The organism is Bacteroides sp. GM023 (genome assembly GCF_014750685.1).
GTDB lineage: Bacteria > Bacteroidota > Bacteroidia > Bacteroidales > Bacteroidaceae > Bacteroides.
Genome location: NZ_JAAXGE010000003.1, coordinates 698,308 through 720,550, shown reverse-complemented (window position 1 = coordinate 720,550; position 22,243 = coordinate 698,308). Strand labels below are relative to the sequence as shown.

The 22,243-nt window shown below is 39.1% G+C and carries 14 protein-coding genes and 3 tRNA genes; 8 read left to right on the top strand and 9 right to left on the bottom strand.

Annotated elements, in window-relative coordinates; translation table 11 throughout:
* Nucleotides 1-252 precede the first annotated feature (252 nt).
* Both HC965_RS09685 and gyrA read right to left on the bottom strand, forming a co-directional pair.
* On the bottom strand, nt 253-1,467 hold the full coding sequence (locus tag HC965_RS09685; RefSeq protein ID WP_191031288.1) for a lipopolysaccharide assembly protein LapB: 1,215 nt from the start codon (nt 1,465-1,467) through the stop codon (nt 253-255).
* Nucleotides 1,468-1,499: 32 nt separating this feature from the next.
* A complete protein-coding gene (gyrA, locus tag HC965_RS09680) occupies nt 1,500-4,076 on the bottom strand; it encodes a DNA gyrase subunit A (protein WP_191031287.1) in 2,577 nt (858 codons plus the stop codon).
* 357 nt (nt 4,077-4,433) lie between these two features.
* Between gyrA and HC965_RS09675 the strand changes: the two genes are divergently transcribed.
* The 6 genes from HC965_RS09675 (at nt 4,434) to HC965_RS09650 (ending at nt 11,962) form a co-directional block, all read left to right on the top strand.
* Complete coding sequence (locus HC965_RS09675; RefSeq protein ID WP_191031286.1) at nt 4,434-6,965, top strand: ATP-dependent Clp protease ATP-binding subunit; 2,532 nt, start codon at nt 4,434-4,436, stop codon at nt 6,963-6,965.
* A gap of 132 nt (nt 6,966-7,097) precedes the next feature.
* On the top strand, nt 7,098-9,143 hold the full coding sequence (gene htpG / locus HC965_RS09670; protein WP_191031285.1) for a molecular chaperone HtpG: 2,046 nt from the start codon (nt 7,098-7,100) through the stop codon (nt 9,141-9,143).
* A 172-nt stretch (nt 9,144-9,315) separates the two neighbouring features.
* A complete protein-coding gene (locus HC965_RS09665) occupies nt 9,316-11,619 on the top strand; it encodes a patatin-like phospholipase family protein (RefSeq protein WP_191031284.1) in 2,304 nt (767 codons plus the stop codon).
* A 79-nt stretch (nt 11,620-11,698) separates the two neighbouring features.
* A tRNA-Arg gene (locus tag HC965_RS09660) sits at nt 11,699-11,772 on the top strand.
* Nucleotides 11,773-11,792: 20 nt separating this feature from the next.
* A tRNA-Arg gene (locus HC965_RS09655) sits at nt 11,793-11,866 on the top strand.
* Nucleotides 11,867-11,888: 22 nt separating this feature from the next.
* Nucleotides 11,889-11,962, top strand: a tRNA-Arg gene (locus HC965_RS09650).
* Nucleotides 11,963-12,521: 559 nt separating this feature from the next.
* Here HC965_RS09650 and dapA read toward each other — a convergent pair.
* Nucleotides 12,522-13,415, bottom strand: coding sequence for a 4-hydroxy-tetrahydrodipicolinate synthase (gene dapA / locus HC965_RS09645; RefSeq protein WP_073345374.1), 894 nt, complete (start codon nt 13,413-13,415; stop codon nt 12,522-12,524).
* A gap of 59 nt (nt 13,416-13,474) precedes the next feature.
* Complete coding sequence (ligA, locus tag HC965_RS09640; protein ID WP_191031283.1) at nt 13,475-15,475, bottom strand: NAD-dependent DNA ligase LigA; 2,001 nt, start codon at nt 15,473-15,475, stop codon at nt 13,475-13,477.
* A gap of 74 nt (nt 15,476-15,549) precedes the next feature.
* On the opposite strand from ligA, the gene trmD reads away from it, so the two are divergent.
* Nucleotides 15,550-16,227, top strand: a complete 678-nt coding sequence (trmD, locus tag HC965_RS09635; protein ID WP_191031282.1) for a tRNA (guanosine(37)-N1)-methyltransferase TrmD — start codon at nt 15,550-15,552, stop codon at nt 16,225-16,227.
* A 218-nt stretch (nt 16,228-16,445) separates the two neighbouring features.
* Here trmD and HC965_RS09630 read toward each other — a convergent pair whose 3' ends face one another.
* From HC965_RS09630 to HC965_RS09610, 5 genes are all read right to left on the bottom strand, one after another.
* Nucleotides 16,446-17,357, bottom strand: a complete 912-nt coding sequence (locus HC965_RS09630; protein WP_022137460.1) for a dihydroorotate dehydrogenase — start codon at nt 17,355-17,357, stop codon at nt 16,446-16,448.
* Nucleotides 17,345-18,121, bottom strand: a complete 777-nt coding sequence (locus HC965_RS09625; protein ID WP_191031281.1) for a dihydroorotate dehydrogenase electron transfer subunit — start codon at nt 18,119-18,121, stop codon at nt 17,345-17,347. The genes HC965_RS09630 and HC965_RS09625 overlap by 13 nt, the downstream gene beginning before the upstream one ends.
* 77 nt (nt 18,122-18,198) lie before the next feature.
* Entirely contained in the window at nt 18,199-18,669 is a 471-nt protein-coding gene (locus HC965_RS09620; RefSeq protein WP_191031280.1) for a helix-turn-helix domain-containing protein, read from the bottom strand.
* 1,212 nt (nt 18,670-19,881) lie between these two features.
* The gene (holA, locus tag HC965_RS09615; protein ID WP_191031279.1) at nt 19,882-20,901 is read right to left on the bottom strand and encodes a DNA polymerase III subunit delta; all 1,020 of its coding nucleotides are present in this window, start codon (nt 20,899-20,901) and stop codon (nt 19,882-19,884) included.
* Nucleotides 20,902-20,923: 22 nt separating this feature from the next.
* A complete protein-coding gene (locus tag HC965_RS09610) occupies nt 20,924-21,700 on the bottom strand; it encodes an AMP nucleosidase (protein WP_191031278.1) in 777 nt (258 codons plus the stop codon).
* A gap of 62 nt (nt 21,701-21,762) precedes the next feature.
* On the opposite strand from HC965_RS09610, the gene HC965_RS09605 reads away from it, so the two are divergent.
* On the top strand, nt 21,763-22,212 hold the full coding sequence (locus tag HC965_RS09605) for a type I restriction enzyme HsdR N-terminal domain-containing protein (RefSeq protein ID WP_191031277.1): 450 nt from the start codon (nt 21,763-21,765) through the stop codon (nt 22,210-22,212).
* Nucleotides 22,213-22,243: the final 31 nt, after the last annotated feature.

The window sequence follows — 22,243 nt, the reverse complement described above, 5'->3', positions numbered from 1 at the left end:
ATAAAAAGCGACTCACGATTAGGGAATAATACTTATTATGTTTAATATAAAAAAGGAGTAAATTCAGACTTTGCTCCTTTTTTGTTTTTTGTGTCATTTAAAAAATATTTCATCCTATATCCTCCAAGTAGCAAGATTCTTAAATTATCGGGAAAGTCGGAACTCCAAACGCCCTCTTAAAAAATGAAATAAAAAAAGAAGGTTACTATTTTACAAGTAACCTTCTTTATCTTTTTTATTCAAAAAGATTGATTATTTCATCAACTTATCAATTTCTTCAAATTCAGGACCCATATTCAAGTTATAGTAAACTCGGTAAAGACCTTGTAGCCACAAATCTTGTTGATCAGGTTTCAAAACTCTGGCTTTTTCATAGAAGGGTTTAGCTTCTTCATAGAATTTCTTCACTATAGCCTGTGCTTCAGCATACTTAGGATCATTGATATCTGTTGTAGCTTTGTCAGCATAATCCTGTGCCTTCATCAAATATACCAAACCAACGTTAGAGTATGCTTCTGCATATTCCGGATCAGCAGCAATGGCTTTCTTATAGTATTCGATTGCATTATCATACTCTTTCATGTTATGATAAAGATATGCTTTTACATACAAATACAGTTTGTTATTAGGATCATTAGACAACATTCTATCAGCAAACTCCATTGCTTTAGAAGCTTGATTAGAACTATTATAATAATCAACTAAGTTTGCAAAGAAATAGTCATTTCCTGGGAATTTTAGGATACCTTCTTCCAAAGCCTTGATCCATGCAGCAGTATCACCTTTAGCTTTATAAGCATCAGCCATCAACTGCATTGCAAATTTACCACCGTCTTTATCAGCCAAAGCCGAAGGAGCATATTTGATGATTGCGTCTTTATCACCTACTCTATCGGCAGCCAATGTTGCATAATAAGCAATTTGCGGAAGCAAAGTATCAGTCTTAGCTATTTCTTTGTCAGCCAGCATCGGATAAGAAGCTGATTCTACGTATGTTGCGAAGAATTTCAGAGCTTCTTTATTCTTATCCAAATTGAAATACTGGATACCACCATTAATCAAGTTCGGACGTTCAGCCAACATGCTGGAAGCATTTGTCTTACGATATTTGTTTTTAATTTTACCCTTCTCATTGGGAACTTCTGCCAAAGCATCACATTTTGTATAGTACTCATACATTTTCAAAATACTATTATACACTTTCAATGTATCATACGGTTTTCTCAAAAAAGCATTTTTCATCTGCTCTTCGTTGATACGCTTCTGAATAAATCCAGCAACGTCCCATGTGTCAGCAAGATCCTTTGTTTCAGGATTCTTCATAGCTTCCTTAATGAGCTGTTCAGCCTGCTTAAAATTAGGTTTTACGTCATTGGCAATACTCTTTGCTTCTTTCACATTCTTCACCTGAGCGAATGAGAAGCTAACAGCCATCAATAAAACCATCGAAAATAATACTCTTTTCATGATTGTTGTTTGATTAATTATTAATATTATGTCTATTCCTCAATTTCATTGTTGCTTTCGTTTTCATTAACGTCAGCTACATCTTCAACATCGGGAGAATCTGCATTTGGATCACTCACAATAGTTCCCTCTGTTTCTTCTGCCGGTATTTCATCTTCAAGACTTTCAGTCATAACCTTACATACCGAACCAATCTGATCGTTACGTTTTTCAAGATTAATCAGACGGACGCCTTGCGTAGCACGTCCCATGATGCGAACATCTTCCACTTTCAAACGGATAGTGATACCAGACTTATTGATAATCATCAAGTCATTTTCATCTGTTACAGACTTGATTGTTACCAATTTACCTGTTTTCTCCGTAATGTTCATGGTCTTGACACCCTTACCACCACGGTTAGTCTTACGGTAATCTTCGATTTCAGAACGTTTTCCATATCCCTGTTCAGAAACAACCATTACCGATTCTGTTTCCAAATCCTTGATACAAATCATTCCAACAACTTCATCTTGACCATCGTTATCCAATGTAATACCACGTACACCCGTTGCAGTACGTCCCATTACGCGGACTGCTGCTTCATGGAAACGAATTGCACGTCCATTGCGATTAGCAATAATAATCTCGTTGTTTCCATTCGTCATACGAACTTCAATAACACTGTCATCTTCACGAATAGTAATCGCATTTACACCGTTCTGACGAGGACGAGAGTATTGTTCAAGCAGTGTTTTCTTTATCACACCTTTCTTAGTACAGAACAATACATAATGGCTATTAATAAATTCAGAATCTTCCAGGCTCTTGACACGCAAGTATGCTGTTACATTATCATCAGAATCAATATTCAGCAAGTTTTGGATAGCACGTCCCTTAGAATTCTTCGTTCCTTCAGGTATTTCATATACCTTCAACCAATAGCACTTACCTTTCTGTGTAAAGAACATCATAGTATTGTGCATGGTAGCCGGATAAATATGCTCAACAAAGTCTTCGTCACGAGTTTCTGTACCCTTGGAACCTACTCCACCACGATTCTGCGCGCGGAATTCAGTCAACGGTGTACGTTTGAGATATCCCATATGAGAGATTGTGATAATCATCTGATCATCCGCATAGAAGTCTTCCGGATTGAACTCTTCTGAAGAATAAACAATTTCTGAACGACGTTCATCGCCATATTTTGCTCTTACTTCTAATAATTCCTCTTTCATCACCTTGCGGCACACTTCATCATCAGCCAGGATACTTTCCAAATAAGCAATTTGCTTCATTATTTCTTCGTATTCTGCATGAAGCTGATCCTGCATCAGACCAGTCAACTGACGCAAACGCATTTCTACAATGGCGCGAGACTGAATTTCTGTCAGGTTGAAACGCTCTATCAAGCCTGCAATAGCATCATTGGGCGTTTTGGCAGCACGAATAATACGGATTACTTCATCAATATTATCCGAGGCAATGATTAAACCTTCGAGAATATGTGCACGTTCTTTTGCCTTGCGGAGTTCAAACTGTGTACGACGGATAACAACCTCGTGTCTATGTTCGATGAAGTATTTAATTAAATCTCTCAGATTCAGAGTCTTCGGACGTCCGTGGATCAAAGCAACGTTATTCACACCGAAAGATGTCTGCAAAGCTGTCATCTTATAGAGCTTATTCAGCACTACACTTGCATTTGCATCACGTTTCACGTCAATAACAATACGCATACCGTCACGGTCTGACTCATCATTTGCATTCGAGATACCCTCTATTTTCTTATCGTTCACAAGGTCAGCGATGTATTTAATCAATTCTGCCTTGTTCACATTATACGGTATCTCGGTTACTACGATCTTGTCATGCGTCTGTCCGGTTTCAATTTCAGCTTTTGCACGCATAACTACACGTCCACGACCTGTCAGATATGCTTCACGAACACCAGTTACACCATATATATATCCACCTGTAGGAAAATCCGGAGCTTTAACAAAGTTCATCAACTCTTCCACCGTAATCTCCGGATTATCGATATATGCATCACAAGCATCGATTACTTCCGAAAGATTATGAGGTGGCATATTGGTAGCCATACCTACGGCAATACCGGATGCACCATTTACTAAAAGGTTAGGAATACGGGTCGGCATTACTTTCGGCTCAACCAACGTATTGTCAAAGTTAGGTTCGAAATCGACAGTTTCCTTATACAGGTCATCCATCATTGCTTCACCCAACTTATTAAGACGAGCCTCGGTGTAACGCATAGCCGCAGGGCTATCACCGTCTACTGAACCAAAGTTACCCTGTCCGTCTACCAATGGATAACGCATTGCCCATTCCTGTGCCATACGTACCATTGCAAGATAAACAGAAGAATCTCCGTGAGGGTGATACTTACCAAGTACTTCACCAACGATTCTCGCAGATTTCTTATAAGGTTTGTCTGAAGTATTACCCAATTCCATCATTCCGTATAAAATTCTACGGTGAACGGGCTTAAATCCATCTCTAACATCCGGAAGGGCACGTGAAACTATGACCGACATGGAGTAGTCAATGTACGATGACTTCATTTCCTCCTCGATGTTAATCTTTATAATTCTGTCTTGTTCAAGCATTTAAAATGATTATTAATTATACATTCTACGGTTTGTGAAAAACCACGCTAAAGTACTACTTTTCCCGGATATACGAAAGTTTTTGAGAAGAAACTTTTATTATGACCGGAAGGACATCCGGGCAAGCTTTAAAATACGAAAACAAAAAGAGAAAAACAATAAATATAAGGTATAAAGCTAGTATAACATCAGTAAAAAATGCCTTGATATTTGTTATACCTTATATATATAATGCAAATACACCGTTTTTATGGCACGCCATTTGTAGATATAAGAAATAAAGCAAATATTGCAATACAAACCTGATTTAATGCGTATATTTGCCAGTGAATAACCCTTAGAAGAAAAGGAAAAAGTATGAATAATCAATTCTCACAAAGAGTTTCCGACATTATCGTCTATAGTAAGGAAGAAGCGAATCGGTTGAGAAGTAGGTACATAGGCCCTGAACACCTGCTTCTGGGAATGCTCCGTGACGGTGAAGGAAAAGCTATCGAGATATTGTCTAAACTCAACACCAATCTGGCTATAATCAAACAGCAGATTGAAGCTCAATTGAAGGCAGAAGCTGATGATATGTTACTGCCTGATGCAGAGGTGCCGTTGTCCAATGATGCGGCAAAGATATTAAAAATGTGTATTTTAGAAGCACGTGGAATGAAAAGTAACATCGCTGATACAGAACATGTTCTGTTAGCTATTTTAAGAGAGAAAAATAATATGGCAGCTTCCGTACTTGAAGCAAATGATATAAATTACGCAAAAGTATTGGAGCAAGCTACGTTACAACCTGATATCAACTCAGGTATGGGCTTTACGGAAGACGATGATGATGACGAAGAAATGTCCTCTCCCCGTTCAGGTGGCAGAGGCGGTTCTGAAGAACGTCAGCAGGCACAAACTGCTTCAAAAAAGCCGTCCAATGACACACCGGTACTCGATAATTTCGGTACGGATATGACAAAAGCGGCAGAAGAAGGAAGATTGGACCCTGTAGTCGGCAGAGAAAGAGAAATCGAACGCCTGGCTCAAATTTTGAGTCGTCGTAAAAAGAATAATCCGATTCTGATCGGCGAACCGGGTGTCGGAAAATCAGCTATCGTTGAAGGACTTGCCTTGCGAATCATTCAGAAAAAGGTTTCACGAATTCTGTTTGACAAACGAGTGGTAGCTCTTGATATGACAGCTGTCGTGGCAGGAACCAAATACCGTGGACAGTTTGAAGAACGTATTCGTTCCATTCTCAATGAGTTGCAGAAGAATCCGAATGTGATTTTGTTTATTGACGAAATTCACACGATTGTAGGTGCAGGTTCGGCAGCAGGCTCTATGGATGCCGCAAATATGCTGAAACCGGCATTAGCAAGAGGAGAAATACAGTGTATTGGTGCCACCACACTAGATGAATATCGTAAGAACATCGAAAAGGATGGCGCTTTGGAACGTCGTTTCCAAAAAGTAATAGTAGAACCTACTACTGCTGAAGAAACTCTTCAGATTCTGCGTAATATCAAGGATAAGTACGAAGATCATCACAATGTATATTATACAGATGAAGCCCTGGAAGCATGTGTCAAGCTGACAGACCGCTATATCACAGATCGTAATTTCCCTGATAAGGCCATTGATGCTTTGGACGAAGCCGGTTCACGGGTACATCTAACCAATGTCAATGTCCCTAAAGAGATAGAAGAACAGGAAAAACTGATCGAAGAAGCTAAAAACAAGAAAAATGAAGCTGTAAAATCGCAGAATTTCGAACTTGCAGCCAGCTTCCGGGATAAGGAAAAAGAACTCTCTCTCCAATTGGATGAGATGAAGAAAGAATGGGAAGCTAATCTCAAGGAGAACAGACAAACTGTGGATGCGGAAGAAATAGCTAATGTCATCTCAATGATGTCAGGTATTCCCGTGCAGCGTATGGCTCAAGCTGAAGGCATTAAACTGGCAGGTATGAAAGAAGACTTGCAGTCTAAAGTCATAGCGCAAGATACAGCCATAGAGAAGTTGGTGAAAGCGATTTTGCGAAGCCGTGTAGGACTGAAAGATCCTAATAAGCCGATTGGCACATTTATGTTCTTAGGCCCGACAGGAGTTGGTAAAACCCATTTAGCAAAAGAGTTGGCTAAATATATGTTTGGGTCTGCCGATGCGTTGATTCGTATAGACATGAGTGAATATATGGAGAAATTCACAGTTTCACGATTGGTCGGAGCGCCTCCGGGATACGTAGGATATGAAGAAGGTGGCCAGTTGACGGAGAAAGTACGTCGTAAACCATACTCTATCGTATTGCTTGATGAGATAGAAAAAGCACATCCTGATGTATTCAATATCCTGCTTCAGGTGATGGACGAAGGTCGTTTGACTGACAGTTATGGCAGAATGGTAGACTTCAAAAATACCGTTATTATCATGACTTCCAATATCGGAACCCGCCAATTGAAAGATTTCGGACGAGGTGTCGGATTTGCGACACAAAGCCGCCTGGACGATAAAGAATTCTCGCGAAGTGTAATACAAAAGGCTTTAAATAAATCGTTCGCACCCGAATTCATTAATCGTGTGGATGAAATCATCACATTCGACCAACTCTCTCTGGAGGCTATAACAAAGATTATAGACATAGAGTTGAAAGGGCTATATAACAGGATTGAGTCCATTGGATATAAGCTTGTTATTGAAGATAAAGCAAAAGAATTCATCGCAAGTAAAGGATATGATGTACAATATGGCGCCCGTCCTTTGAAACGAGCAATTCAGACTTATTTGGAAGATGGCCTGTCCGAGCTTATCATTTCTTCATCTTTGAAAGAAGGAGATAATATTCAAGTCTCTCTCAATGAAGAAAAAGGTGAACTTGAAATGAAAGTTATCGCTGCGGAGTAGAATTATTTTCAGAATAAGAAAATCTTAAATATGCCATAATGTCAGACCTTCGGGTCTGGCATTTTTTTTGTCTCTATCTGAGCAAATATCAATTAAAATTAATCAATAGATAAACTAAAAAATATACGTATTATGCAAAAAGGTAATATTGGGGTTACAACAGAAAACATTTTCCCTATCATCAAGAAGTTTTTGTACAGTGACCATGAAATTTTTCTTCGTGAGTTAGTATCCAATGCGGTAGACGCTACCCAGAAGCTGAATACATTGGCTTCTATTGGCGAGTTCAAAGGCGAACTGGGCGAACTGACCGTTCATGTCGAATTAGGTAAAGATACCATTACCATCTCTGATCGTGGTATCGGTCTGACAGCAGAAGAAATTGAAAAGTATATCAATCAGATTGCGTTCTCAGGAGCTAACGATTTCCTCGAGAAATACAAAAATGACGCAAATGCCATTATCGGTCATTTCGGACTCGGTTTCTATTCCGCCTTTATGGTTGCGAAGAAAGTAGAAATAATCACTAAATCATATAGAGACGGCGCACAAGCTGTAAAATGGACTTGCGACGGTAGCCCTGAATTCACTATCGAAAACGTAGAAAAAGCAGATCGCGGTTCAGATATCATTTTATACATTGACGATGATTGCAAAGAATTCTTGGAAGAAGCACGTATCTCTGAACTTCTGAAGAAATATTGCAGCTTCCTTCCTGTTCCTATTGCATTTGGAAAAAAGAAAGAATGGAAAGATGGTAAACAAGTAGAAACGACTGAAGATAACATCATTAATGATACTACTCCTCTTTGGACTCGTAAACCTAGTGAACTATCGGATGAGGATTATAAATCATTCTATAGCAAGTTGTATCCGATGTCTGACGAACCACTCTTCTGGATTCATCTGAATGTGGATTACCCATTCCATCTGACTGGTATCCTCTACTTCCCGAAAGTAAAGAGCAACATCGAACTAAATAAAAATAAGATTCAGCTATATTGCAATCAGGTATATGTTACAGATTCAGTTGAAGGCATAGTGCCGGACTTCCTTACTTTGTTACATGGAGTAATAGACTCACCGGATATCCCATTGAACGTTTCCCGTTCATACTTGCAAAGTGATTCGAACGTGAAGAAGATTTCAACATACATCACCAAGAAGGTTTCCGATCGTCTGCAATCTATCTTCAAGAATGACCGTAAGCAATTTGAAGAGAAGTGGAATGATTTAAAAATATTTATCAATTACGGAATGCTCACACAGGAGGATTTCTATGATAAAGCGCAAAAATTCGCCCTTTTCACCGATACAAATGACAAACATTACACATTCGAAGAGTATCAGACTCTTATTAAAGATAATCAGACAGACAAAGATGGAAATCTAATCTATCTGTATGCCAATAATAAGGATGAACAATATAGTTACATTGAAGCTGCTACCAACAAAGGATACAATGTGTTGCTCATGGACGGTCAACTGGATGTAGCGATGGTAAGCATGCTGGAACAAAAATTGGAAAAATCCCGCTTTACCCGTGTCGATAGTGATGTGGTAGACAACCTTATCGTTAAAGAAGACAAGAAAAGTGAAGTATTGGAAGCCGATAAGCAAGATGCTATCACAACAGCCTTCAAGAGCCAACTACCCAAAATGGATAAAGTTGAATTCAATGTAATGGCACAGGCATTAGGAGAAAACTCCGCTCCAGTGATGATAACCCAAAGCGAATATATGCGCCGTATGAAAGAAATGGCAAATATTCAGGCCGGAATGAGTTTCTATGGTGAAATGCCTGATATGTTCAACTTAATTTTGAATTCTGACCACAAGCTGATCAAGCAGGTATTAAGCGAAGAAGAAGGTGCTTGTCATGCTGAAGTCGCTCCGATACAGTCTGAAATGGATAACGTCAACAAACTGCGTAATGAATTGAAAGACAAGCAGAAGGATAAAAAAGATGAAGATATCCCAACAGCAGAAAAGGACGAACTGAATGATTTGGATAAGAAATGGGATGACCTGAAGAGCAAGAAAGAAGCTATCTTCATTGGTTACGCCAGCAATAACAAAGTAATCCGTCAGCTTATTGACTTAGCTTTATTGCAAAATAATATGTTGAGAGGTGAAGCATTGAATAACTTCGTAAAACGTAGCATCGAGCTGATTTAAATATCGCCCCTTTATAACATAATATAACTACAAAAAGAGCATTCAACGTTAAAATACACGTTGCAATGCTCTTTTTCATTCTAAAACGACCGGAAAAATATCGATAAATTGAAAAGTATTGCATATATTTGAACACTTAATAGACAGAAATACCAATTGCTTGATTCGGGTTATGAGAAAAATTCTTTTAGTGTTAATTACTTTGTGGCTGACTATTCCGGCTATCCACGCCCAAAAGGTAGGACTTGTACTAAGTGGCGGTGGCGCGAAAGGATTAACACACATCGGTATTATTCGCGCTTTGGAAGAAAACAACATTCCCATTGATTATATTGCAGGCACCTCTATGGGGGCTATCGTCGGCTCTTTGTACGCCATGGGATACTCTCCTGACGACATGGTAGAACTGCTGAAATCCGAAGATTTCAAACGATGGTATTCCGGAGAAGTGGAAGAAAAATACGTATATCACTTCAAGAAGAATCTTCCTACTCCTGAATTTTTCAATATACGCTTCTCATTCAAAGATTCACTAAAAAGCCTGAAACCTCAGTTTCTGCCTACCAGTGTGGTGAACCCGATTCAGATGAATCTCGTTTTTGTAGATTTGTATGCACGTGCTACAGCCGCTTGTAAAGGGGATTTTGATAAACTTTTCGTCCCTTTCCGTTGTATTGCATCCGATGTATACAACAAGAAGCAGTTAGTAATGCAAAACGGAGACTTGGGAGATGCTGTCAGAGCTTCAATGAGTTTCCCATTCATGTTCAAACCTATTGAAATTGACAACGTATTAGCCTATGACGGTGGAATTTATAATAATTTCCCCACAGATGTCATGCGGGATGATTTTCATCCGGATATTATCATAGGAAGTGTAGTGTCAACCAATCCCACCAAGCCCAAGGAAGACGACCTTATGAGTCAAATAGAAAATATGGTGATGCAAAAAACCGATTATTCTATTCCTGATTCAGTGGGAATTTCAATGACCTTCAAATATGATAATGTCAATCTTATGGATTTTCAACGTATTGATGAACTACATGACATCGGGTATAATCGGACCATCAGCATGATGGATTCCATTAAAAGCCGTATTCATCGGCGTGTCAACTATGACAATATACGTTTGCGAAGAATGGTATACCGGAGTAATCTCCCGGAGCTACGCTTCAAAAACATCATTATCGACGGAGCCAATCCCCAGCAACAGGTTTATATTAAAAAAGAATTTCATAAATCAGACAATAAGGAATTCACCTATGAGGATTTAAAACAGGGCTATTTCCGGTTGCTTTCAGATAAAATGATTTCTGAAATCATCCCTCATGCGATTTATAACCCGGAAGACGATACTTATGATCTACACCTGAAAGTCAAATTAGAGAATAATTTCGCTGTCAGATTGGGTGGTAATATATCTACTTCCAATTCCAATCAAATATACCTGGGATTGAGTTATCAGGATTTAAATTACTATGCCAAGGAATTTATTCTCGACGGGCAACTTGGAAAAGTATATAATAACGTCCAATTTATGGCCAAGATAGACTTTGCCACAGCCATTCCTACCTCATACCGTCTTATAGGTTCAATCAGTACTTTCGATTATTTTAAGAAAGACAAGCTCTTTTCGAGAAATGACAAGCCTGCCTTTAACCAAAAAGACGAACGATTCCTGAAATTACAGGTCGGTTTGCCTTTCCTTTCGAGCAAACGTGCCGAATTCGGAGTAGGAATTGCCAAAATAGAGGATAAATATTTTCAAAAAAGCGTCATTGACTTTGGAAATGATAAATTTGATAAAAGCCGCTATGGCTTATTTGGCGGTTCGATTAGTTTTAACGGAAGTACACTTAACTCCCGGCAGTATCCGACACGTGGATACAGAGAAGCTCTTATAGCGCAGATTTTCGTTGGTAGGGAGAGATTCTATCCAGGAGAAGTAACTACCACAACAGGAAGTAACAATAAAGACCACCATTCCTGGTTGCAATTATCCTATATGAAAGAAAAATATCATAATATGAGTGAGCATTGGGTTTTGGGATGGTATTTGAAAGCATTATACGCCTCTAAGAACTTCTCGGAGAACTATACAGCAACAATGATGCAAGCCGGAGAGTTTTCTCCCACACTGCACAGCAAAATGACCTATAACGAAGCTTTCCGTGCCAATCAATTCGTAGGTGCCGGGATCAGACCCGTTTATCGTTTGAACCAAATGTTCCACCTGCGAGGAGAATTTTACGGTTTTATGCCCATTTATCCGATCGAAAGAAACTCGCTGAATAAAGCATATTACGGAAAAGCTTTCTCGAAATTCGAATATTTGGGAGAAATTTCTGTTGTATGCCAATTACCGTTCGGAGACATCTCCGCATATGTAAATCATTATAGCTCACCGAAAAGGGAGTGGAATGTCGGATTGAGCATAGGTTGGCAACTATTCAATTATCGGTTCATAGAATAATTTTTCTACAAAAAAAATGTTGAAATGCTTGCTAGTTCGGGAAAAGTCCGTATCTTTGCACCCGTTAAAACAAAATAACGGTCGCGTAGCTCAACTGAATAGAGTAGCTGACTACGGATCAGCCGGTTACAGGTTTGAATCCTGTCGCGATCACTTATTTGAATTAACAGATTGGCCGCGTAGCTCAACTGAATAGAGTAGCTGACTACGGATCAGCCGGTTACAGGTTTGAATCCTGTCGCGGTCACTGAAAAAGAAATCACATATTGGGTCGCGTAGCTCAACTGAATAGAGTAGCTGACTACGGATCAGCCGGTTACAGGTTTGAATCCTGTCGCGATCACAAAATCCTCTGCATTTTCATGTAGAGGATTTCTTTTTTCACCCCATTTCATCGAAGAAATTGGCTTTGAGAAACGAATAATCGAACGAATTTATTCAACCGGTCTTTTCACTGAAAACATATGGTCATTTTAATATAAACGACCGTTCCTTTCGCTAAAAAGATGCAGTCATTCTGACATAAGCAACCGCTCCTTTTGATGAAAACATACGGTCGTTTGTTCTCAATCAACCGTATGTTTGAATTCAATCATTGAGAAGTTTATTTCAAACACTTCAATGTTTTTTTAGTTTCACCTTCACTTTTCAGCCAAATAAACAGGTAGATGCAAGGTGAAGGGCAATCTATTCATCCGATTTTCATATCTTGATTGTGTAGCGTCCTGATTTTAGTTGACCGGACTAGTGTTAATCCTATAACATTGCCTAAATAATTGTGGGCAAGGGCAAAAAAAAGTCACCCTTCACCTTGTATCTGCCTATTGATAAGGAACAGAGCCAAGAGGTGAAGGGTGAATTCTTATTTTATAAATATATCAGGAATTTATAGTTTTCCTGTATTAGCATTTAATATTCAATTCGTTCAAGACCTTACGTATCGCCTCAAACGTAGTAATACGGGTAGGAACCAGCGGTAATCGAAGTTTATTTTCAATCATTCCCATAGCATTTAGCATTGATTTCACGCCAGCAGGATTTCCATCTACAAATAGCAGATCAAATAATTCTGTAAATCTGTGATGGATAGTCAGTGCATTGGCAAAGTCTCCCTGAAGCGCCAGGCGTGTCATACGGCTAAATTCGCGAGGAAAAGCATTACCGATAACCGAAATAACGCCGACAGCCCCTAAAGTGATGAGAGGGAAAGTAATACCGTCATCACCGGAGATTACATTGAAGTTTTCAGGCTTATTCTTAATAATATCATCCATTTGCGTGATATTGCCGGATGCTTCTTTTATGGCGACCACATTGCTGAAGTTACGTGCAATACGCAAAGTCGTTTCAGCAGTCATATTTACGCCCGTACGACCCGGAACATTATATAACACAATAGGAAGCTCTGTAGCTTCGGCGATTGCCTTATAATGCTGGTAAATGCCCTCTTGCGAAGGTTTATTATAATATGGCACGACAGACAATATAGCGTCGACTCCCGTGAAATCATCATTTTTTAATGTCTCGACAATAGCACGAGTATTATTACCACCTACACCCAACAGAATAGGAATCCTTCCATTAACGCGGTCAATCACCATTTTTTTTATGGTTTTCTTTTCTTCCTCTGTAAGAGTCGGGGTTTCGGCTGTAGTTCCCAGCACACACAAAAAATCCGCATTATTCTGTAATAGATAGTCCACCATGCGCATTAATGCGTCATAGTCAACGCTCTCATCCTCTTTGAAAGGAGTAATCAGTGCTACCCCCATTCCTTTCAATTTAGTCTGTATCATGAGTTTTTATTATAATCTCTAATTTATTTAGCCGCAAAAGTACGAATATTTTTCTTATCTTACGATATAAGTTTCAGAAATTCGTCTTCGCTAAGTATGGTTATTCCAAGTTTTTCCGCTTTTTCCAGTTTCGCAGGCCCCATATTGTCTCCGGCAAGGATGAAACTTGTTTTCGCAGAAATACTTCCTACATTTTTGCCACCGTTTTTCTCGATAAGTTCTTTATATTCATCACGTGAATGATGAGTAAATACACCACTGATAACGATAGACTGTCCTGCCAACTTATCCGTATACCCACTTAAATCTTCTTCGGTGCGATAAAGCTGTAATCCGGCATCTTTCAAGCGGCTAACCAACTCACGATTAGACTCATTCGCAAAATACAGCAAGATACTTTGAGCTATTTTTTCTCCGATTTCATCGATACTAACCAACTTTTCAAGGTCTGCCTGCTGCAGTTCATCTATATTTTCAAACGACTTCGCTATCTTCTTTGCCACAGTTTCACCGACAAAGCGTATTCCTAAAGCAAAGATTACCCGTTCAAAGGGAACCGTTTTACTTTGCGCAATTCCTGTTATAATATTCTCCGCTGATTTCTCGCCCATGCGCTCCAATCCCTTGATATCATCAGTTGTAAGCTTATACAAATCGGCCGTATTTCCAATTAACCCTAACCGGTAGAACATATCTACCGTTTCCGGGCCTAATCCATCTATATTCATAGCTTTCCGACTAATGAAATGCTCTATTTTACCTTTGATTTGCGGGGGACAAGCTGTTTCATTAGGGCAATAGTGCGCAGCTTCTCCTTCATATCTGACTAATTTGCTACCACATTCGGGGCAAGTAGTGATGAACCTGACCTTCTCACCAAGCATAAAACTACGCGCATCCTTGTCAACACCCGTGATTTTAGGAATGATTTCACCACCTTTTTCGACATAAACCATATCTCCAATATGCAAATCGAGTCCTTCAATAATATCCGCATTATGCAAAGACGCACGTTTCACAACTGTTCCCGAAAGCTGTACAGGATCTAAGTTCGCCACTGGAGTAACAGCACCTGTTCTGCCTACTTGGTAAGTCACTTTATTCAAGCGTGTCAAAGCACGTTCAGCCTGAAACTTATAAGCAATAGCCCAACGCGGAGATTTAGCCGTAAAGCCCAAATTCTTCTGTTGCCGCAAGCTATTTACTTTCAAAACAATTCCATCTGTAGCAACCGGCAGATTCTTACGTTCGACATCCCAATAGTTGATAAATTCAAAAACTTCGTCCAATGTCTGGCATTTACGTGTCAAATCAGATATTTTAAAGCCCCATTTTGCAGCTTCCTGAAGATTTTCATAATGTCCGTCACAAGGAAGATTATCTCCCAGCAGATAATATAAATACGCGTCCAGCTTGCGAGAAGCAACAATAGAAGAATTCTGCAACTTCAATGTACCGGAAGCCGCGTTTCTCGGATTAGCGAAAAGCGGCTCTTCACGTGCTTCCTTCTCACGGTTCAATTCCTCAAATACTTCCCACGGCATCAGAATCTCCCCACGAATCTCAAAAGTGGCAGGATAATTATCACCATGAAGCACAAGTGGAATGGAACGGATCGTCTTCACATTATCCGTCACATCATCTCCTTTTTCACCATCACCACGAGTAACGGCACGAATCAATTTCCCATTTTCGTAAGTCAATGAGATTGATGTACCATCATATTTCATTTCGCAACAGATCTCAAAGTCCTCATTGAGCGCCTTGCGAACACGTTCATAAAAATCTGTCACCTCGGCTTCCGAATACGTATTTGCCAATGACAACATAGGATATTTGTGTGCCACCTGCGTGAAGTTCTTGTTCAGATCGCTACCTACACGCATAGTAGGCGAGTTTTCGTCTTTATACTCCGGATGCGCCTGTTCCAAATCCTGGAGCTCACGCATCTTGTCATCAAACTCCTTATCCGAAATTTCGGGAGCGTTCAACACGTAATAATTATAATTATGCCGATGAAGTTCGGCACGCAATTCCTCTATTTTTTCCTTTATATCCATATTTCTTCGATTGTTTAAGGCAAAAATACAGGTTTATCTTTGAATATTTGTACTTTTGCGAAAAATTAAAGATTATGCGTATTGATATTATAACAGTTTTACCCGAAATGATTGAAGGCTTCTTCAATTGTTCTATTATGAAACGGGCTCAAAACAAGGGACTTGCAGAAATACATATCCACAATCTGCGTGACTATACCGAAGACAAATATCGTCGTGTCGATGATTACCCTTTTGGTGGTTTCGCCGGAATGGTCATGAAAATAGAGCCAATCGAACGTTGCATCAATGCTCTTAAAGCGGAACGGGAGTACGACGAGGTGATCTTCACAACCCCTGACGGAGAGCAATTCAACCAACCGATGGCCAATAGCCTTTCTTTAGCGCGGAATCTAATCATTCTTTGCGGCCACTTCAAAGGCATTGATTATCGTATTCGCGAGCATCTGATTACTAAAGAAATCAGTATCGGAGATTATGTCCTGACAGGCGGCGAGCTGGCCGCAGCAGTTATGGCCGATGCTATCGTACGTATTATTCCCGGAGTTATCTCCGATGAACAATCCGCGCTTTCCGATTCCTTTCAGGACAATTTATTGGCAGCTCCTGTATATACTCGTCCTGCTGATTATAAAGGTTGGAAAGTTCCCGATATTCTATTATCAGGCCATGAAGCGAAGATTAAAGAATGGGAGTTGCAGCAATCTCTGGAACGCACCAAAAAGCTTCGTCCCGACTTATTGGAAGACTAAAAGTACAATGTAAATAAAAACGACGGTGAGAATCAAACAAATTCTCACCGTCGTTTTTATTATATCCACCGCCCGAAGGTTTTACCGGTTACCTTTTCCTCTAAACGCAAACATCTTGTTCGTTCCTCATTTCACGTTCAGTTCTACACTCCAAAACCTGGAAGGAAAATAGCATTTTTCTTGTATACTTGGTGCGAATGGTTATTGTATATTTGTAGTTATACCTCAAGCGCACCAATAATTTCCTTTACAGACTTACATCCGTGTCTTTCCAAGTAATTATTTATACCATCTTCTACTTTGATAGTAACAGCCGGATCTATGAAATTTGCTGTACCAATTTGGATGGCAGATGCACCTGCAAGCATAAACTCAACCGCATCTTTCCAGTCCATAATACCACCCAAACCAATGACAGGAATATTTACCGCTTTAGCAACCTGCCATACCATACGCAATGCAATAGGTTTTACGGCAGCACCGGACATTCCGCCTGTTACAGTTGATAAAATAGGTCGTTTACGCTCCGCATCAATCGCCATTCCCAGTAATGTATTGATTAATGACACACTATCTGCACCACTTTCTTCTGCTGCGCGAGCTATTTCGGTGATGTCAGTGACGTTTGGAGAGAGTTTTACGATAAGTGTCTTTTTGTAAGCAGAACGCACAGCTTTCACTACTTCTGACGCACCTTTTGCTGACACACCAAAAGCCATGCCACCTTGCTTCACATTAGGGCAAGAGATGTTTAATTCTATGGCAGGAATCTTGTCAAGTTCATTAATGATTTCGGCTGTTTTCACATAATCTTCGATAGCAGAACCCGAAACGTTTACAATCATATTCGTTTGGATGTCCTTTATACGGGGATATATATGTTCTACGAAGTAGTCAACACCCTTATTTTGCAGTCCTACAGCGTTTAACATGCCCGAAGGAGTTTCGGCCATACGCGGATAAGGATTTCCTTCACGTTTGTGAAGAGTAGTGCCTTTTACAATAATACCGCCTATTCGCGCTATATCAATGAAATCTGAGAACTCTTCACCATATCCAAATGTACCGGATGCTGTCATCACCGGGTTCTTCATTTGTAATTCACCAATGTTTACACTCAAATCTGCCATAGTAGTTTATTTATATTAAAAACAGGACCTTCTTTACATACACACAAGTGACCTTCTGTCGTATTTTCCACACAGCATAAGCATGCTCCGATACCACAAGCCATTGTATTTTCCAAAGATACTTCGCATTCTATCTGATTACTTTTGGCATATTTTGCCACAGCCACCATCATAGGTTTAGGGCCACAAGTGTAAATCTGTTCAAACCGTACCTTATTTAATATAGAATGCTGGGTGACATATCCCTTTTCTCCATGGCTGCCATCTTCCGTAGTAGTATATACTTCACCGTATTTAGCAAATTCCTCCAGTTGAAGCAAGTCTTTATCGCTACGGGCACCTAAAAGGAAGGTAGGTTTATGCCCGTTTTTAGCCAATTGTTCACCCAAATACAACATAGGAGCTGTTCCGACACCACCACCAACTAACAGAAGCTTATCTGAAGGCGTTTGCGGCATTGTGTAGCCATTTCCCAACGGAAGTATCGTGTTGATTACATCTCCCTGATTTATCTCTGCCAGGCGCTTTGTTCCGTCTCCAACCATTTGGATCAGAAACCATACTTCATTTCGTTGTTTATCTACAAAATTAATGGAAATAGGGCGACGCAGGAATGTAGTAAGCGAACCGTCCACCCGGAGTTCGGCAAACTGCCCAGGCAACATTTCGGGCAGTAACGACGAAGAAGTCAGTTTTAGCAATACATAATTAGCATGCAGTTTGATATTCTCCGTAACCGTCAGATCTAAAATAAATTTCTTCATGTATGGATATAAAAAGTATAAATTCGTATTCCGGGTGCAAAGATACAGGAATTTGCTCAAACCAGCGATTTTACCTCTTATTTTTCAGGTCTAAACGTTTCATAGGTATTATCATCAAAGAAAATTCTTATTTCAGTGATTTTTCTGGCAGGCTTTTCTATATACCTAATCTCCTGTTTTACAATCTCTTTAGGTGCATTTTCAGTGTTTCTTAACGGCATTTCCCTGCGATTTTCCGGAGCAATCGTCTCTTTGGACGGATTTACAGGATTCTCGTCGAATAAAGAAGGCTGATAATCACCATTAGGAGAAGCTAGTGAAGACTCTTCTGCAGAAGCCAGCATTTCACCTTTTCCATATAGCAACCATTCAAGATTTACATAACTATAGGTTTGGTGAACTTTCATCACTACTTCCAGACTCGGCTTGTTTCTATCATTTAGAATATGAGAAAGAGTAGACTGTTGAACTCCGATTGTTTCAGCAAAAACTCTGGGGGGAACTTTTTCCCTTTCCATAATCATTCTAATTCTGTCTTTTATTTCCATACTGCGCCTTTATTGAATTACAATTGTAGTACTAAATGCTGGTTTCACAAAAATACATATAAAATCAATCACTATACAAAGGTAAATATTACATTTCACAAAAGCAAATTACAAATATAAAAATATCAATATTACAAACGTATTTAATTATTCACATTTAGAATATTACTTTTGTACGATAGATAATAAGCCGTATTTTATCATTATATCTCCTATTTAAATAATAGCTATTATCATCAGATTATAAGCGTATTATGTATAAACAACGTAAGTACAATTACGATATTCACAAAAATATACCACCGATAAACCATTGATTTACAGCAATAAATCATATAATCAGTATATATATATGATATTCAAGTATATAACACATGTAAATATGAGTGTTAAACACTCTCCTACTACATTTATACAATAAAATTCAGTTTTGTAAATCAAGAAATGTACATTTGTGACAACGTACAATTAAACACATATGTATATCATTCACACATATACTAATCACAAATATACAAGAAGAAATACACAAACGTAAATACAAGAAGTTGCAGTTGCAATAAAATAAAGGATGAACACCATTATTTACGAATGTATTTTATGATTTCATCAAATCATCCTTTACATTCCACCCTTAAATATCAAATCCTTGCGATATTTCCGTCCCATCTCCCAATTCATTGTATTTTTTCAATTCTAGGAAGGTCAAATTACACATAATATACTGTAATATAGATATTTAAGCTATATTATTCAAGCTCTCTATTTAATTGAAATAGAAAAATAGCAGTAATTATCGACTAAAAACCCTCAAACTATCAAAATGATATTTTGAAATCATTATCTAAAAAGGATTTTCCACTTTGTCATGGACTAAATCAGTTTTAGCCTGTTCCTATTTTTGCTTCTACTATATTTCAATAGAAATCCGAATTTTTCAATAGGAAAAATCTCCTCATCCAACTAAAGAATAATATCGAGAACAACTAAACGGAATTAAAATGCAGAAATAAAAAGTTCGCTAAAGGCAGATTAGCAATCAAGAGAAGATAGGAAAAATTGAGTGAATTTATTGTTCAATTTTTTATTCAAAATATAGAAGCTATACTATCAGAATAAAAACGTAATTTCGGGAATATAAAAAAGGCATATACTCTATTCTATATATAGTAAAAGTATACGCCTTCTTTTTATATCAAAATCCCGCTCTTCCTAATGCAAAATATTAAACACTAATTCGCGGAGAATATCCCCGTCTGTCATTGAGCTGTTCTTTACTCCTTTTGATTTTGCATCAGCATATCGTATTTCACCAACGATTTGCATCGTCTTTACTCCGCTGTATTTTCGCATGGCAGCCAGATAATCTTTAGCTTGCCAAGGCGTCTTTAGCCCCAGCATACCGGCAATTCCCTGCTCCGATTTATCAGGAGCATAATATGCCAGCATAAGGTTAGAGTAAAAGCTAAAAAGCAGAGACAACGTCATCTGTATCGGATTAGTTTTCGGATTCTCCTCAAAATATTTTATTATCTTATTTGCTTTGAGAATATCCTTTTCTACAAGCGCACTCCGCAATTCGAAGTTATTATAATCCTTGCTTATACCAATATTCTTTTCAATTTGTTCAGGGGTCACACGCCTCTGACCAGTGGGCAAAGTAATAATCAGCTTTTCCAGTTCACCCGTCAGGCGGCTTAAATCAGAGCCAACAAAATCAGCCAACATGGCCGTCGCTTTAGGCTCCATATCCACACCTTTACGCTTCATATAAGAAGATATAAAGCCCGGTAACTGCGCATCCTTTATTTTTTTCGATTCGAATAGTATGCCCACTTTATCTATTTCGGCAGCCAGCTTCTTCCTTCGGTCTAATGTGCCGTGCTTGTGGCATATCACCAAAATAGTAGAGAGCAACGGCTTCTGGAGATAGTAAGACAACTCTTCCATATTACGGATTGCCTGTGCTTCCTTCACCACTACCACCTGATGTTCAGACATCATCGGATAACGTTTCGCGGCATTTATAATGGTGGCTACATCTACGTCGGCACCATACACAACCGTCAGGTTGAACTCCTTTTCCGTCTCGTTCAACACATTATCCGTAATATAATCTGCGATCAGGTCGATATAGTACGATTCTTCCCCCATCAGATAATAGATAGGACGATACTGCTTCGCCCTCAATTCCTTGAGAATATCATCGCACGTCAATTCTTGTTTTGCCATATATATCTTTCAAGACCGGGAGTTACCAGTCAAATTTCAAGTGTTTTACAGTTTTCTTTTCATCAATAATCATACGCAAAGAAGCGATACCAATCTCCACATGTTCCTCTACATAATTCTTGGTAACCAGACTATCACTCTTATCCGTTTTCACTCCATCAGGAGTCATTGGCTGGTCGGAAACCAGTAACAATGCGCCAGTAGGAATATGATTGGCAAAGCCACAACTAAACAAAGTAGCCGTTTCCATATCCACTGCCATGGCACGAGTCGTTTTCAGATATTCCTTGAATGCTTCGTCATGTTCCCAAATGCGGCGGTTGGTGGTATATACAGTACCCGTCCAGTAGTCACGCCCATAGTCACGGATAGATGAAGAAACGGCACGCTGCAACATAAATGCGGGTAATGCCGGAACTTCAGGTGGGAAGTAATCATTGGAAGTTCCTTCACCGCGGATAGCGGCAATGGGAAGAATCAAATCACCAAGCTGATTCTTTTTGTCGATACCTCCGCATTTACCAAGGAACAGACACGCCTTCGGGCGAATGGCACCCAGCAAATCCATGATAATGGCGGCATTAGGACTTCCCATACCAAAGTTAATCATTGTAATACCTTCAGCAGTAGCAGAGATCATGTTAGCATCCCTACCTAATATTGGAACATCAAATTGATTGGCGAAAATCTCTACGTACTTGTTGAAGTTAGTCAACAGAATATACTCTCCAAAATCCTCCAGGTTACGTTTTGTGTAACGCGGCAGCCAATTAGTGACGATTTCTTCTTTTGTTTTCATAATTTCATTAAATTTGTGGTTCCAAATAAAGGAACCCGTTATTTAACTTACAAAAATAATAAATGTTATCGTTAAACCTACCAGTATTCGACACTAAAATAAACGTACGAAACGGAAAAAATGTAATTTTCGACGTGATTCGCAAACGATATGTCGCACTTACCCCTGAAGAATGGGTACGACAGCACTTCGTTCACTTTCTTATTGCACACAAAGGGTATCCATCCGCACTCCTTGCCAATGAAGTGATGGTAAAGCTGAACAGTACTATCAAAAGATGTGATACGGTGCTCTACCGTAGAGATTTATCCGCCCGGATGATTGTAGAATATAAAGCTCCGCATATTGAAATCACACAGGCAGTCTTCGACCAAATTACCCGATATAATATGGTGCTGAAAGTAGATTATCTGATTGTCAGCAACGGGATGCAACATTATTGCTGCCGGATGGATTATGAGAATCAGAGCTATACTTTTCTGAAAGATATTCCGGACTACGCTTCTCTATAATAGAATCACATCTGTTTACCCGTTAGAAAAA